The organism is Gloeobacter kilaueensis JS1, from assembly GCF_000484535.1.
GTDB classification, from domain to species: domain Bacteria; phylum Cyanobacteriota; class Cyanobacteriia; order Gloeobacterales; family Gloeobacteraceae; genus Gloeobacter; species Gloeobacter kilaueensis.
Genome location: NC_022600.1, coordinates 4,197,552 through 4,212,243, shown reverse-complemented (window position 1 = coordinate 4,212,243; position 14,692 = coordinate 4,197,552). Strand labels below are relative to the sequence as shown.

Below are 14,692 nucleotides of genomic sequence, written 5' to 3'. Positions count from 1 at the left end.
TTGCCGGGAGACAACTATTTAGTCTGCGCGAAGGGACGTTCTGATGTTCATGTCTGCGGTCGAATCTGTATGGCTAGTTCCTTGCTATCCTCTGGTGGGGGCGATTTCTGCTCTGTTGTGGTTTCCGGGTATTATCCGCCGCACTGGTCCCAGGCCGGCGGGCTACGTCAATGTCGTCACGACACTGCTGGCTTTTAGCCACTCGCTTTTGGCGCTCATCGGGATCTGGGGGCAACCGGCCCGCGAGATCAGCTTTACCTGGCTGCACCTGCAGAGCCTGACCCTCGCGGTCCCAGTCGAAATTTCGACGCTCACCGTCGGCGCGCTGGTGTTGATTACCGGACTCAATTTGCTCGCCCAGATTTATGCGATCGGCTACATGGAGATGGACTGGGGCTGGGCGCGGCTGTTTTCGTTTTTGGGCCTTTTTGAGGCGGGGATGTGCGGCCTGGTGCTCTGCCAGTCGCTGTTCTTCAGTTACTTTTTGCTTGAAATTCTCACCCTCGGCACCTACTTGCTGGTCGGTTTCTGGTTCAACCAGCCGCTGGTGGTCTCCGGAGCCCGCGACGCCTTTTTGACCAAGCGCGTCGGCGATTTGCTGTTGCTGATGGGGGTGCTTGCCCTGCTGCCGCTGGCGGGCAGCTGGAACTTTAGCGATCTGGCGCGCTGGGCGGCGACCCACCGGCTCGACCCGCTGCCGGCGACGCTCATCGCCGTGGCGCTTATCGCCGGGCCGGTCGGCAAGTGCGCCCAGTTTCCGCTGCACCTGTGGCTGGACGAAGCGATGGAAGGGCCGCTGCCCGCTTCGATCTTGCGCAACGCCCTGGTGGTGACCACCGGTGCCTGGGTGCTGGTCGAACTCGCCCCGGTGATTACGATTTCGCCCTTTGCCCTGGCTCTGCTCGCCACGATCGGAGCTATCTCTGCCCTGGGGGGCACCCTCATCTCCCTTGCCCAGACGGACACCACGCGGGTGCTCTCCTATCTGGTGAGCGCCTACATGGGCATCGTCTTTATCGCCGTCGCCGCCGGGCAGACGCAGACGGCGCTGTTGCTGGTACTGAGCTTTTCGATCTCGATGGCGCTTTTGGTGATGAGCATCGGCTCGGTAGTCTGGAACAGCGTCACCCAGGATCTCACCCAGTTCGGTGGCCTCTGGTCTCGTCGTCCCCTCACTGCCCTTGCCTTTTTGGTGGGGGGGGCGAGCCTGGTGGCCCTGCCGCCCTTCGCCGGTTTCTGGCCCATCGTGCAACTCATCGGAGTACTGTGGACCAGCCAGCCGGTGCTGGCGGTGCTGCTGGTGGCTGTCAACGCCCTGAGCGCTTATGCCCTGGGCCGCGCCTTTGCTTTGATATTTTTAGGCAAGCCCCAGCAGATGACCGAGCGCTCGCCGGAGGTGAGCTGGCTGATGGTGCTGCCGATGATGGCCCTGTTTGGCGTCGCGCTGCACCTGCCCATTATTCTCTGGCAGCTCGGGCTTTTGCCGGCCCTATCGAGTCTTTCTGTGCCCGCCATTGTGCTGCTGGCGGTGGGCAGCTTTGGGGGGGGCGTTTTGGGCATCCGCCTCAGGCTGGCCGCCCTGCCCTGGCCGAAGTTGCAGGCACTGTTTGCCTACGACTTTTACATGGCCGAAATCTATCGCCGCAGCGTCGTCTTTCTGGTCGATTCGATCTCACGGCTGGTATTTCTGGTCGATCGCCACATCGTCGATGGCCTGGTCAATCTGGTCGGTTACGCCTCACTGTTTGGAGGCGAAGGGCTCAAGTACAGCACCAATGGCCGCACCCAGTTCTATATGCTGACCATCCTGCTCGGGGTGGTTGCCCTGGGCATCTACGCCTCGGTGACGATGGCTTCTTCCCATCCGCCCCTGCACACGGTCGGTCTGGCCCTCCACTCACGCTAAGAATCGGAGCATTCCCCAATGTTAAGCACGCTTATCTGGTTACCGGTGGCGGGGGCTGTCGCCATCGGCTTCTGGCCCAACCTGGGGGCCACCCGCGCCCGGCAGGCGGCCCTCGCGGTCAGCGCCGCCCTCTTGCTCTGGACTGGCTGGCTATTTTTCCAGTTTCAACCGAGCAGTGCAGCGATGCAGTTTAGCGAGTTTGTGCCCTGGATCGAGCCGCTTGGTCTTAACTACAGCCTGGGAGTGGACGGCCTCTCGCTGCTGATGCTGGCCCTCAATGCGCTGCTGGGCTGGGTGGCGGTCTACACCAGCTCCCGCACGATCGAGCGCCCCCAGCTCTACTACGCGCTGTTGCTATTGGTGACAGCCGGGCTGGCTGGGGCGTTTACCGCGCAAAATCTGCTGTTGTTTTTGCTTTTTTATGAGCTGGAACTGGTGCCTTTGTTCTTGCTCATCTTGCTCTGGGGCAGCAGCCCGAAGCGGGCCTACGCGGCGATGAAGTTTCTTACCTACACCGCTGTTTCCGGATTTTTGCTGCTGGGCGCTTTTTTGAGCATCGGGGTGCTGGGTGGAGCGGCGGCCTTTGCCCTCGACTCGGATATTGCCCGCACCCTGCCCCTCACGGCCCAACTGGTGATCTTGACCCTGCTATTGCTGGGCTTCGGAATCAAGACGCCCCTCTTCCCGCTGCACACCTGGCTGCCGGACGCCTACTGCGAAGCGTCCGCGCCGGTGGCGATCTTGCTGGGCGGGGTGCTCGCCAAGCTGGGCACCTACGGCCTGTTGCGCTTTGGGCTGGGACTTTTTCCTGAGACCTGGAACCTCACCGCGCCGGGGCTCGCTACCCTGGGAGCGATCAGCGCCATCTACGGCGCGTTCGCGGCGATTGCCCAAAAAGACATCAAGCGCATGGTCGCCTACAGTTCGATCGGCCACATGGGCTACGTGCTTTTGGGGCTGGCGGCGGAGACGCCCCTCAGCCTGCTGGGAGCCGTCCTGCAGATGGTGAGCCACGGCCTCATCCTCGCGGTGCTGTTTTATCTGGTGGGCATCATCGAAGAAAAAGCCGGCACCCGCGACCTCGACGTGCTCAACGGCCTGATGAATCCGGTGCGCGGCCTGCCTCTGGCGAGCGCTCTACTGGTGCTGGCAGGGATGGCGAGCGCCGGTATCCCCGGTCTGGTGGGCTTTATTGCCGAATTTCTCGTCCTGCAGGGCAGCTTCCCCGTCTTTCCGGTGGCGACCCTGCTCTGTGTGGTCTGCAGCGGCCTCACGGCTGTCTACTTCGTCATTCTCCTCAGCCGCACCTGCTTTGGCCGCCTCGACAACTCCCGCGCCTACTATCCGACCATCCGCTGGTCCGAGCGCATCCCGGCGCTGGTGCTGGTCGCCCTCATCTTTGTTCTGGGCATCCAGCCCTCGTGGCTCACCCACTGGTCTGAGAGCACCACCGACGCCCTTGCCGCCGCTGTGCCCCGCCCGGTGCCCGTCGCCAAGCTCAGCCTGCACTAGATACCGATTCCACTACCAGGAGCGATTCGATGAACGCCGTTGCTACCAGGGCCAAGCTGCCTCCCTCCCGCCACCCCCACGCCGAGATCGTCCATCGCCTCGAAGCGGGCGGAGCGATGCTGCCGGACACGCCCGAGAACCTGATGCAGATTATCGGCATCTACAAAGCCTACGCCGTACCGATGGACTTTTACTGGCGGGATCTGCTCTATATCGGCGAGCGCGTCTTTCTCGAACCGCTGCCTTTTTTCAAGTACTTTTTGCCCAAAGAGTACCTGGAACTGCACAACCACTACGCCGGGGACACGGCGGATCTGCGCATCTGGCGGGGTGAGGCGACCGCCCACCCGGAGCTGTTGGCCTTTATGGAGCGCGGCGAGACGGGCCGTCTGCCCCGGCTGCTCCACCACCTCTGGCACGACCGGGTCAACATGGAATTTGCCGAGATGTGTATGCGGGCTATGCTCTGGCACCGGGGCATGGGCGGGCGCTTCGATCCGTACCTCGACAGCGACGAGTACAAGGCGAACGCCAACCGCGCCATCGAAGCTTACTTCCGGGGCAACCCGGCGATGCTCGCCCTGCACAGGCTCTTTCCGGACATGTTCATCGAGCAGTGCCGCCAGGCGTCCTACTACGCCAACCTGGGCCTTTTTTGGGAGGTGATGGCTCCGGTCTTCTTTGAGATGTCCGATCTTTACGACGAGGGCAAGCTCCGCACCGTGCCGGAGGCGATGAACTTTCTGGTCAACGGCATCTTTGCCATTGCCGGGCGGCCCATCTACCACCACGTCTATATCCGGGGCGAGTGCTACGAGGTGATCCCCAAATCGAAGGGCTTTACCTGGCTCTACGAGGCGGCCCTGCCCTACGTCGAGGCGGTCTTCTACCGCACCGCGCCTTTTCGGGGCACCAAGTCCTACAACGCCCAGGCCCACCAGATCCCAGTCGATCAAAAGGACTTTCATTACGGCATTCTTTATGCCGACGTCTTCCCGGTGGGGACGGCGGGCATTCCACCGACGCTCTTGATGCAGGACATGCTCCATTTTCTGCCGCCGTACCTGGTGGAGTACTATCAGCGCCACTGCCGGGGCGAAGACGACATGCTCGTGCAACTGGGCATCACCTTCCAGCGCTCGATGTACGTCGTCACCTCCGCTGTCATCCAGGCGCTGCGCACCGCTCTGCTCTATCCCCTCGACGATCCCAATCCGCGCCACCTGATGGCCAACCGCCAGTTCTTTGAAGGGCAGATGGACCGCTTCCTCAGGCCGGAGGCGCGGCTGCGGGACGTACAGCGCTCGGACTACCGCTAAGCAAGGGAGCCCCTCATGCCCGACATCGTCGAGATTGCCGTCAGCAACGATTCGTTCAAGACCCTCGTCACCGCCGTGCAGGTGGCGGGGCTGGTGGACGCCCTCAAAAGCCCCGGTCCCTTTACCGTCTTTGCCCCGGTAGACGCTGCCTTCGCCAAGTTGCCCCCCGGCACGATCACCACCCTCGTCCAGAATCCGCCCCAACTGGCCCGCATCCTCACCTACCACGTCGTCGCCGGTCGCTACCGCCAGGCGGATCTGGCCGATATCGACACCCTCACGTCTCTAGAAGGGGCAGACATTCCGATTCGAGCCACCACCCCCGACGGCTTCGAGGTCAAGAACGCCACCGTCGTCCTCGCCGATGTGGAGGCCGACAACGGCGTCATCCACGTCATCGACAACGTCCTACTGATGGGGTAGACCGATGCGCAAAGAGCCCACCGCCGATCAGATCGATGTCACCGTCCGCTCCTTGATCATCGACAGACTCGAAAACGTCCAGGATCTGATTGTCATGTCGCTGTGCCTCAGCCTCTTTGGGGTGATGGTGCTCAAGCTCTGGGCTCTGTTGCAGCTGATGCTCCAGCCGCTGGACTTTCAGGAGGTCTCGGCGGAAATTCTCTTCGTCTTGATCCTGGTCGAGCTTTTTCGCTTGCTCATCATCTACCTGCGCGAGCACCGGATCTCGGTGAGCGTCGCCGTCGAGGTGACGATCGTCTCGGTGCTGCGCGAGGTGATCGTCCACGAAGTCCTCAAGACTCCCGCCGGCCAGATTCTCTCTATCTGTCTATTTTTGCTGGTCCTGGGCGGGCTGCTTCTGGTGCGCGCCTGGATTGCCAAGCTGATGCACGCGATTGCCCTCGCCGACCGCGAGAGCGGCCTGGAGTTGAGCACGGCCCATCCGGAAGATTACGGCTCGCTTTCGGTGCTCAAAAAAAGCCGCTGAGAACAGCGCAAAAAAGTCTGCTCAGGCGTCTGGATCGACGCCCAGAGCCCGCAGCCGCTCGGCCAGCCGCTCGGCGCGTTGTTCTGCTGTTTCTGCCCGCTGTTCTGCTGTTTCTGCCCGCTGTCGTGCCGCTTGCTCCCGCTCCTCCGGTGTGGGGTAGCGATGGCCCGCCTCGTCGTACCAATAGAGCCACTCGCGCTCCACTCCTTGATCTATTCCCCGCTCCACACCGAGCCCCAGACCCACCTCCGGCAACCACACCGGATTGCCCTCCAACAGCACGTACTCCTCACCCTCCAGCCGGTACACCTCAAAGGTGGCCTTTACCCGCCGCTGGGTGTTGTAGATGACGTAGTAGCGGATGCCCAGCTCGGCATAGTCGATCTTCTTCTGGCGATACTCGCCCCGCCGCGAGCGCGAGACCACCTCCAGCGCCAGGATCGGCGCGGTGTTCTCTTCCCAGAGCACATAGCTTCTGCGCAGGTTCTCGTCTTTGACGCGGGGCACGCCCAGCGCTAAAAAGCCATCGGGGACGACGGGCGGATCGTCTGGGTCGAAGTAGATGCCCATGTCGGTGCCCCAGAACCAGTCGTAGCGCTCGGGCCAGATAGAGGCGAGCAGGCGCTTGAGCAGACTGGGGATCAGATCCTGCAGTTCGTTGTCCACGGGGGTGTCGTCGGAGTCGGGCAACTCTTCAGCGGTAGGAAATCGGCGGGTGTACGAGTCGCTCATCGCTGCGTCCTGAACGCGCCTGGACTTCAGTCTAACCAGCAGGCGCGCTTATCTATTTTCTGCTGCACACTGCCAGACGCTCAATTTCCGGCTGCAGGCATACCGTAGTAGATGCCCCGGCCATTGGTGCCGACGAAGACCAGTCCAAAGCGCTGCCAGCTTGCCTCCATCGTGTTTGGGGCGTCGCCGATGGGCAGAGCGAAGTTGCCGATACTCGTCCAGCTCTGCCCGGCGTCGAGGGACTGGAAGATACCCGATCCCAGACCGACCACGCTGCCGTAGAGGTAGAGGGCCGGGACGGTGCTGCCGGGGGCGGGTTTACCGAGGGCAAACAGATGCGCCTGTTGAACGCTGGCGATGGGCTGGAAGCTATGGGCAGCGTCGATCGAATGGTACAGGCCCTCGCCATCCAGGCTGAGCCAGACCTCGCCCTGCCTGCCGGGAGCAGTTTTAAGCAGCGCCCCGTCCTGGGCGGGCAGGGTGCTGGTGAGCGAAGCGAAGCGCTCGCCTCCGTCGTCGCTGCGGTAGACGGTGCCGCCGCTGTAGTAATAAAAAGTGTTCGCCTCCACCCGATCGGCGGCGAGGGGCTGCCCCCAGTACCAGGGACCAGTGGGGCCCAGCGGCAGGCCGCTCACCGGCTGCCAGGTCTGACCGCCGTTGCTGGTAAAAAGCGGCAGCCCGTTGCTTGTCACAACCACGAAGCGGCTCGGGTTGCCGGTCGCCATCGCTACGCGCAGCGGGATCGTTCCAGCCGGGAAGGAACCGCTGCTCCTCCAGGTGCGTCCGCCGTCGCCTGAGACGGCTACACCGCCCTGGTAGGGGTTCTGCCAGCGGTTGCCGCCGACGCGCACCAGTTGCAGGGGTGCCGCAGGATCGCTGTCGAGGCTGTAGGTGTCCTGGTACCAGGGGCCGCTCCTGCCGCCGAAGGTCTGGCTCGGGGCGGCATCCAACCCCCGGTCGTGAACAAAGCCGTCGAGATCGGCGATCGCACTCACCAGGAGCGGCCCGCTCGCCGGGGCGCTCAGGCCAAAGGTGACGGTCTGCTCGATGCCGCCCACAGCGTTGCGCCAGATCGTCGGTTGGGCGGTGAAGTCGGCGGTCTGATAGACGGCGTACCAGTCGCTCAGCCAGGCTTTGCCCGCCACGAACGGGTCGAAGGCGACCGCCGCTGTGCTTCTTGTGAAGGCGGCAGGATCGAACCAGGGCAGGGTGCTTGCGAGCGAGCGCGAGAGCAGGGTCCAGGAAGTGCCGCCATTTTTAGAATAATAAATATGAGTATCGCTGCTCTGGTCGGTGGCGACGAGGATCTGGCGGGGGTCGAGGGGCGAGACATCCAATGCATCGAAGCTGGTATTCGCTTCGGGCGAGAGGTCCGACCACTGGCCCGCCGCGTACCGGGCCACCCCCTGGCTGTGGCTCACGTAGAGGGAACCGTCGCCGGATACCGCAAGCCGCAGGGCTCCGTCCGGGCTGCCTGGGATCCGGCTCCAGTGCAGGCCACTATCTTGAGAAAGATAGATGCCGTCGCCGTAGGCGTTGAGGTAGACAAGGCCACGGGTGCGGCTGTCGAAGGCGAGGGAGAGCACGCCGATGCCGTCGCTCAGGTGAACGGCGGGAATAGACACCGCGCTCCAGCTCATGCCGCCGTCGCTCGAACGCAGGAGGCCGTTCCGGCGCGATCCAAATAAGAGCAGCCGCGAATCGAAAGGATCGACCGCCAGCCGCTCCCCGGCCCAGCGCCGATCGGCGTTGCCCCCCATCGGCACGTTCAGGCCGAGGGGGCTCCAGTGCGCCCCTTGATCGGTGGATTTGAACAGGGCACCGGGTACACTCAGGTCTTTGCCGCAGGCGATGTAGACGAGGTTGGGATCGGCGGGATCGAGGGCGAGGGCTTCGCCGCCGTAGTAGTTGCTCTGATCGGCAGTAAAGCCGTCGGTGAGGGCAATCCAGTGGCTCGACCCGTTCCAGCGATAAAAGCCGCCGATGTCGGTGCGCAGGTAGGCGAGGCCGGCTGCCTTTGGATGGAGGTAGATCCCGGTGATATAGCCGCCGCCCCCGATCGCGACGCTCCCCCACTGGTAGGCGCGCACCAGGCGGGCCGGAGCGCTCCAGAACAGGAGCAGCAGCAACAGCAACAGCGGGCATCTCACGGAGCAGACAGTCCCGAGGCGGCGATGATCCGCTCCTGCTGCCGGGCGACCCGGCGCATCCCGAACGCTTCGAGCCGGTTAAAGAGATCCGCCGGCACCGCGAGCAGGACGAGGGCGGCAAGGGCGGTGAGCAGGGTGCGGCGCGGCTCCTCGATAAGAATGCGCTTGTCAGTCGCGATGGCGCGGCGCATCAGGGAGACGGCCATCGCCCCGTCGCGCAGCTGAACGGCCCGGCGGGCCAGGTAGCGCAACTGGTAGGCCCGCGCCAGGTTGCCCGCAGCGGCGATGAGTTCTGGAGCGTAGCTGCGGGTCTTTTCGATCATCCGCTCCCAGGAAGCCAGTTGCTTGAGCAAAACGGCGGAGAGGCCACCGGCATTTACCCGATAAAAGGTAAGCGCCTCGGGGATGCCCTCGATCTGCCAGCCGGTCTGGAGGGCGATGCGCACCCAGCACTCGATATCTTCTGACTGGCGAAACTGCTCGTCGAAGTAGCACGGTTCGCCTTCCCGCTCGCCTGGATAGGCGATGTCCGCAAGCGTCTGCCGCCGGATCACCGGGGCGGAGCCGTTGCCGACCGGGTTGCGGCAGAGCAGGTGGGCGGCGTCGATGCCGCTCAGACGGGGCATCTGGTAGTAGTTGAGGGGCTGGCCTGCCCCGTCGATAAATGCGGAGCGGCTGAAGCTGAGGCCGACCTCGGGGTGGCTGTCGAGGTGGGCGACGTGCTTCTGGAGCTTGGTCGCTGCCCAGAGATCGTCGGAGTCAAGAAAGGCCAGGTACTCGCCTCGGGCGTGGCGGATGCCGGTGTTGCGCGCTCCGGCTAAGCCCCGATTGGCCTGCTGGACGATGCGCAGGCGCGGGTCGCGAAAGGAGCGGCAGATCTCGACGCTGCGATCGGGAGAGGCGTCATCGACGACGATCACCTCGAAGTCCCGGTAGGTCTGATCGAGGACCGAGTGCAGGGCGGCGGCCACGTAGGGCTCGACGTTGTAGACAGGAACGATCACAGAAACTTTTGGCATCGAAGCTCTCCGGCGGGTATCAGACGGACGCAGGAACAGGCGAATGGGCGCTCGTAAAGCAGTAGCGGTCTGCCCAGAGCGCAAATAGCGGCAGCAGCAGCAGGTGAGTGGCGAGCACGGCGGCAGCCACCCCGAGGATGCCCCAATTGAGGCCGGCCAACAGCGCGACGATCAGCAGCGGCGTAAATAGCAGGTTCCACTGCAGATCGACTTCGGGCCGGTTCAGGGCGTGCAACACCTGGGAGGCGGCACCGGCGAAGGGCCGGGGCAAAGCCGAAAGGCAGATGAGAACGAGCACCGGTATCGCTCCAGCGGCGGCCCACTTGGAGCTGAAGATAATCGGCACGTAGAACGGGGCGAGGCTCGCCTGCAGCAGTACGAGCGGAACGAACAAAAGCGCGAGGGTCTTGAGGGCTCGATGAAAGCGCTGGCGCAGCTGTTCCGGTTGCTGGTTGGCGGCGCACAGGTGGGGGTAGAGGGCCATGTCAAAGGCCGAGATCAAGCTGAGGCTGATGCCCAGACCGGCGTTGAAGGCAAAGTAATAGACCCCCAGCGCTTCGACGCCCAAAAAGCGGCCCACCAGCAGGTAATCGACGTTGGCGCGCAGGGTGGCGAGCAGTTCGACCCCGAGGACGTTGCGGCCAAAGCGGAAGATCTCCTGCCAGCGCGCCAGGGTAAACTGCCGGGGAGCCCGCCAGGGATGGTTGTAAATATGAATGAGCGACCAGAGCGGTGCGACCAGGATCTTGGGCAAGATCACCGCCCACAGGCCGAGCCCCCCCAGAGCAAAGGCGATCGTGAGCAAACAATCGACCGACAGCTGCACGGCGTTGGTGAGCGCCCCGACCTCCAGCCGGTTCTCGCGCATCAAAAGCATCGCCTGGACGTAGCCAAAGGGCAGCGTCAGGTAGACGAGGGCCATCGCACAGATTGGAAGCACGATCGCACTGCGGCCATAAAAGAGCCCCACCGGCAGGGCGAGGGCGCACTGGCCGACAAAAAGGACAATGCAGACGATCCAGGTGAGCCAGTAGGCCGTGTCGCAGTAGACTGGCATGTCTTCTTCGCGGGCCTGGATGAGCTTGGTGCCGATGCCGCAGCGGGTAAAGACGTTCACAAATTCGTTGGTGGTGAGCACCAGGGCTGCCAGACCGTAGTCGTCCGGAGCGAGAAGCCGGGCGAGCACCACCGTCGTCGCCAGACGAAAGACGCGGTTGACGAGTTGAGCGGCTCCCAACCAGCCCAGGTTGCGCACGAACCGGTCGGAGAGTTTTTCTTGCAGGCGAAGGCGAAAATTCACACTGACACCCCGGCGTTGAGGGAATTGGCTGACGGCGATGCGCCGACGAGGCGGCGGAGGCGATGGCGCTCGTAGTGCGGCCAGAGCCGCCGGTTGTGGTGGGCGATGCGCCGCTCGACATCGGCCATCTCGAAGCGGTCGGTGCGCCAGCGGTGCCTCAGGTGCTGCAAGGGATGGCGGTCTGGACCCACCAGCGGCAGCAGCGCGCCTTCGATGAGGTCTCGATAAAGCTCAAAGCGCAACAGGGCAGCTGGATCGAGGCCCATAGACTTGAGCGCCCAGGTGAAACTGGCTCGATGGTGGCCATTCTGGCGGGCCAGGTTGGCCAGGTAGCAGCACACGTCGCTCGCTGCCCAGCGGCTGACCAGAGCCGGCAGGGCGGGCCGCCGCTGGCAGGCGCGCTCGATCACCAGGGCAAAGGAGCGCTCCATCGCCTCGTAGTTGGCGGACATGCTGGCCGGAAGCTGGCGATAACCGGTGAGCAATTGGGGCACGACCCGAAATTCGCACACCTCCGCCAGGCGCAAGTAGAGATCCCAGTCCTCGCAGCCGCCGGCGCGGCGCTCGCGAAATTCAGCGGCAAAGCCGCCCGTCCGCCGCAGACAGCCAGCTCGAATCAGGGGCGTGCTGCCGTTGCCCACGAAGTTGCGATAGAGCAAGGGGAGGTAGACATCTCCTTCTTCTTTGAAGGCAATGTAGCCGCCGGTCAGCTTTCCCTCGGCGTCGATGTGGGCCGACCAGGTGTAGACCAGGCCCACGGCTGCTCCCGATTGCTCGAAGCACTGCACCTGCAGGCTCAGCTTGTCGGGATACCAGATGTCGTCGGCATCGACCAGGGCGATGAACGCGCCTCGGGAACGCTCGATGCCCAGGTTGCGGGCGGCGGCCACCCCGGCGTTTGCCTGGCTTACCACGATTACCCGCTGGTCGCGGGCGGCAAAGGCGAGGGCAATTTCGGCGGTCTGGTCGCTTGAGCCGTCATCGACCACCAGCACCTCCAGGTGGCTGTAGGTCTGGGCGAGGACCGATTCGAGGGTGGCGGCGATAAAGCGCCCGGCGTTGTAGGCGGGGATGACCACCGATACCAGGGGCGCATCTTCGCGGTCTTTTGCCGTTAAATACATGTATCACTCCTCAACCAACGGTTTGCTGTTGGGGGGCGCAATCGCCCACAGCCTGCTCCTGCCGCTCGGCGAGGGCGCTGCCTAAGACCACCAGGGCGGGCCAGAACAGGTAGGCAAGAATTTCTAAGTTCTCGCCAAAGGTGTAGAGCAGCAGAATCAGCCACATGCTCATCGCCACGCGGGCAAGCGCGCTGGTGCGCAGCTTGACGAATAGCTCGACGCCGCTCCAGAGCATCGGTGCAGCCAGGGCGGCAAAGCCCACCGCTCCTTTGACAAAAAGCAGGCCAAGCCAGGTATGGTGCGAGCCGATGAGCATGTGCTCGACGCTGTGGGGGCCGGGTTCGAGCACCCCATGGCCCCAGACGGGAGCCTCGTTCTGCCAGCGGTCGAAGGCGATGCGGCCCAGGAGATCCCGTACCCGCGAGGAGTTGGCCCGTGCCCCTTCAAAGGCGCGGGCAAAGTTCTCGTAGGCTTCGCGCACGGGTGATTGCAACAGACCCAGGGCCGTCGCGGCGAGGCCGCTACCGACCAGCACCCCCGGTCGGTAGAGGTTGGCAAGCAGCCAGGTGATTCCCCAGACAACCGGCAGGGCCAGGGCGGCGAGGCGCGACTGAGAGATGAGGCACATCGCGACGCAGGCGAGCGTTCCTACCCAGCGCCAGCGCCAATCGCGCTCCGCCAGGGCGAGATAAAAATAGACGTTCGCTGTCATCCCGAGAGCCGGTGCCCAGGGAGCAAACAGCCGCCAGCGCGGCAGGCCGTTACCCGGATCGATTTCGTAGAGGCTGAGGCTAAAAAATTCTGGCCCCGGCCCGCCCACCACCTGCAGCGGCGAGACGTAGAGGGTGGGGGGCAGTTTGAGCAGGTAGGCGGCAACAAAAAGCGGCAGTACGATGAGCGTCTGCAGCCCGAGCAGGCAGGCCGCCCGGCTCAACAGTTGGGGGCGGATCTTCAGGCAGCCGATGAGCGGAAAGAGCGCCAGCAGCGCCCAGCCCTTGGCCCAGCCGATCGAAGACTTGATGAGCGAGGCGGTGCCCAGATCGAAGTCGAGGTGACCGACGACGAGCGCCAGTTCCATCGCCAGCATCGAGAGCACCCAGACGGCGACCCCCACCGGGATCTGCACGCGCTCGCCCTGGGGCGTGGCGGCGTTCTGCCGCCACAACCGCCAGATCAAACAGCCCGTCAGGGTCCAGGCCAGGACCGGGGCGAGAATGTAGAGGCCGCCCACCAGATAAAACCCGTAGGTGCCGACGATCGCCCACCAGACGGCCCACTCCTCGAAGTTACGCGGCTTCATCGGTGCGTCCCCGCAGCCAGTGGGCAAAGATACCGGCGCTGACGAGAAACGAACCGACCAGCGCTCCTAAAAGTGTGTAGAGCGGGCTGGGGAAACTCGGTTCCTCCGGCAGCTGGGGAGCAATCAACTGCTGGGCGAGGGGATAGGAGGCGTAGATGTCCGATTTGCCCACGTCCAGCTTGGCAAGGGTCGAGGTAAAGACTGTCTCCGCCAGCTGAAGGTTGCGCTGCAGCCCTTCCAGGCCCGTCTGCTGGGCGGTGCGCATCCTGAGCTTCGTTTCGAGTTTTGCGATCTGGCGGGTCAATTCTTCTGCCTGACCTGCCAGACCCCGGCTCTGGGCCTGGGTGGCGACCAGCTCGCGAAAGAGATTCTCCCGGCTGCCGCCGCCGGCAGCACTCGACATCAAGCTCAACTGCTGCAGGCGGTTGTCGTTCGCCTGGCTGCCGAGCAGTGCCCGTGCCCGCTCGATCATGCCGGTGTGGGCGGCCTCGCGGCGAGCGAGTTCCTTCGCTACGGTCGGATGGTTCGCCCCCCACTTTGTCTGCAGCACCTGCAGGGCGGTGGTCGCCTCGCTGTAGTCCTTGAGGTGCTCCTGGAAGATCTGGTCGGCCTGGAGCACGAAGGCGTCCGCTGCCCCGCCGGGCGAGAGTTTCATCGTCTGGGTGAGCTGGGCGAGCTGGGTGCTGGTGAGGCGGCCCTGGGCGAGGACTTCGGCCTGCTCCTTGTGCAGTTGTTCGATCGTCGCTGTCAGGTTGCTCACCTGATCGGTGGAACTGAGGCCCGAGTGCGCCTTGTAGCGCAGGACCGCCTGCTGGGCGCGCTGCAACTTCTGGCGGGCACTGGCGGTGGCCGCTTCGATGCTTGCCTCGCGCCGCTCCATCTCGTCGGTGCGCAGCTGGTCGAGGCGCTTTTCAAAGGCCGCCTCCAGGGCGCGGGATTTTTTTTGGGCCAGCTCGGGCGTGGAAGCGTTGAGGGCAAACTCGATCACCGAGGACTGGTCCGGCAGTTTGATGCGCGGCTGGCCAAAGGTGCGCGCCGTCAGACCCAGGCTCTTTGCTGCCGCCTGGAGCACCGGCTCGCTCTCGGCCACCGCCTTGTAGTTGGCCCGTGGATCGATGCTGGAGCTGGCGTAGGGCGAGTTGACCGACGAACTCGCCTGGCCGACATCGGCGAGGGTGATGTTCGTCCCCATGCCGGAGCCCGGCAGGATGAGCGCCCATTCGCTGGTGTAGGAGCGCGGTGCCCCGACCAAAAATGCCGCCGCCAGGCCCCAGATGCCGACGTTCGCCGCCAGGCCAAGAAGCAGATGGCGACTGACGGAGAGCTTCGGGCCACCGAGGTCGCGGGGTAATTCAGGAACTGGAAATGCTTTTGTCATGAC

At 64.0% G+C, this 14,692-nt stretch carries 12 protein-coding genes; 5 read left to right on the top strand and 7 right to left on the bottom strand.

Annotated elements, in window-relative coordinates; all coding sequences use genetic code 11:
- The first annotated feature begins 43 nt into the window (after window positions 1–43).
- From GKIL_RS19555 to GKIL_RS19535, 5 genes are read left to right on the top strand one after another with little or no spacing between them, the layout of a single operon-like run.
- Window positions 44–1,906 (top strand): NAD(P)H-quinone oxidoreductase subunit F, encoded by a 1,863-nt coding sequence (locus tag GKIL_RS19555; RefSeq protein ID WP_023175589.1) that lies wholly within the window; start codon window positions 44–46, stop codon window positions 1,904–1,906.
- Between the two features lie 18 nt (window positions 1,907–1,924).
- On the top strand, window positions 1,925–3,418 hold the full coding sequence (locus tag GKIL_RS19550; protein WP_023175588.1) for an NADH-quinone oxidoreductase subunit M: 1,494 nt from the start codon (window positions 1,925–1,927) through the stop codon (window positions 3,416–3,418).
- A 29-nt stretch (window positions 3,419–3,447) separates the two neighbouring features.
- The gene (locus tag GKIL_RS19545; RefSeq protein ID WP_023175587.1) at window positions 3,448–4,737 is read left to right on the top strand and encodes a CO2 hydration protein; all 1,290 of its coding nucleotides are present in this window, start codon (window positions 3,448–3,450) and stop codon (window positions 4,735–4,737) included.
- 15 nt (window positions 4,738–4,752) lie between these two features.
- Window positions 4,753–5,160, top strand: a complete 408-nt coding sequence (locus tag GKIL_RS19540) for a fasciclin domain-containing protein (protein WP_023175586.1) — start codon at window positions 4,753–4,755, stop codon at window positions 5,158–5,160.
- A gap of 4 nt (window positions 5,161–5,164) precedes the next feature.
- Entirely contained in the window at window positions 5,165–5,686 is a 522-nt protein-coding gene (locus GKIL_RS19535) for a phosphate-starvation-inducible PsiE family protein (RefSeq protein ID WP_023175585.1), read from the top strand.
- A gap of 21 nt (window positions 5,687–5,707) precedes the next feature.
- Here GKIL_RS19535 and GKIL_RS19530 read toward each other — a convergent pair whose 3' ends face one another.
- The 7 genes from GKIL_RS19530 to GKIL_RS19500 form a co-directional block, all read right to left on the bottom strand.
- Window positions 5,708–6,418 carry a Uma2 family endonuclease gene (locus GKIL_RS19530; RefSeq protein ID WP_023175584.1) on the bottom strand — a complete coding sequence of 237 codons (711 nt, stop codon included), beginning with the start codon at window positions 6,416–6,418 and terminating at the stop codon, window positions 5,708–5,710.
- A gap of 80 nt (window positions 6,419–6,498) precedes the next feature.
- Window positions 6,499–8,553, bottom strand: coding sequence for a beta propeller repeat protein (locus tag GKIL_RS19525; RefSeq protein WP_051382871.1), 2,055 nt, complete (start codon window positions 8,551–8,553; stop codon window positions 6,499–6,501).
- Between the two features lie 11 nt (window positions 8,554–8,564).
- On the bottom strand, window positions 8,565–9,587 hold the full coding sequence (locus GKIL_RS19520) for a glycosyltransferase family 2 protein (RefSeq protein WP_023175582.1): 1,023 nt from the start codon (window positions 9,585–9,587) through the stop codon (window positions 8,565–8,567).
- A 19-nt stretch (window positions 9,588–9,606) separates the two neighbouring features.
- Entirely contained in the window at window positions 9,607–10,887 is a 1,281-nt protein-coding gene (locus GKIL_RS19515) for a lipopolysaccharide biosynthesis protein (protein WP_023175581.1), read from the bottom strand.
- Window positions 10,884–12,011, bottom strand: coding sequence for a glycosyltransferase family 2 protein (locus GKIL_RS19510; RefSeq protein ID WP_023175580.1), 1,128 nt, complete (start codon window positions 12,009–12,011; stop codon window positions 10,884–10,886). The genes GKIL_RS19515 and GKIL_RS19510 overlap by 4 nt, the downstream gene beginning before the upstream one ends.
- 10 nt (window positions 12,012–12,021) lie before the next feature.
- Entirely contained in the window at window positions 12,022–13,311 is a 1,290-nt protein-coding gene (locus tag GKIL_RS19505; protein ID WP_023175579.1) for an O-antigen ligase family protein, read from the bottom strand.
- Window positions 13,298–14,689, bottom strand: a complete 1,392-nt coding sequence (locus GKIL_RS19500; RefSeq protein WP_023175578.1) for a GumC family protein — start codon at window positions 14,687–14,689, stop codon at window positions 13,298–13,300. The genes GKIL_RS19505 and GKIL_RS19500 overlap by 14 nt, the downstream gene beginning before the upstream one ends.
- Between the last annotated feature and the right edge of the window lie 3 nt (window positions 14,690–14,692).

Bases quoted from the DNA above. Each gene is read 5' to 3' on its own strand.
- GKIL_RS19555 (WP_023175589.1), top strand. From the start codon at position 44: ATGTTCATGTCTGCGGTCGAATCTGTATGGCTAGTTCCTTGCTATCCT.
- GKIL_RS19550 (WP_023175588.1), top strand. From the start codon at position 1,925: ATGTTAAGCACGCTTATCTGGTTACCGGTGGCGGGGGCTGTCGCCATC.
- GKIL_RS19545 (WP_023175587.1), top strand. From the start codon at position 3,448: ATGAACGCCGTTGCTACCAGGGCCAAGCTGCCTCCCTCCCGCCACCCC.
- GKIL_RS19540 (WP_023175586.1), top strand. From the start codon at position 4,753: ATGCCCGACATCGTCGAGATTGCCGTCAGCAACGATTCGTTCAAGACC.
- GKIL_RS19535 (WP_023175585.1), top strand. From the start codon at position 5,165: ATGCGCAAAGAGCCCACCGCCGATCAGATCGATGTCACCGTCCGCTCC.
- GKIL_RS19530 (WP_023175584.1), bottom strand. From the start codon at position 6,418: ATGAGCGACTCGTACACCCGCCGATTTCCTACCGCTGAAGAGTTGCCC.
- GKIL_RS19520 (WP_023175582.1), bottom strand. From the start codon at position 9,587: ATGCCAAAAGTTTCTGTGATCGTTCCTGTCTACAACGTCGAGCCCTAC.
- GKIL_RS19510 (WP_023175580.1), bottom strand. From the start codon at position 12,011: ATGTATTTAACGGCAAAAGACCGCGAAGATGCGCCCCTGGTATCGGTG.
- GKIL_RS19505 (WP_023175579.1), bottom strand. From the start codon at position 13,311: ATGAAGCCGCGTAACTTCGAGGAGTGGGCCGTCTGGTGGGCGATCGTC.
- GKIL_RS19500 (WP_023175578.1), bottom strand. From the start codon at position 14,689: ATGACAAAAGCATTTCCAGTTCCTGAATTACCCCGCGACCTCGGTGGC.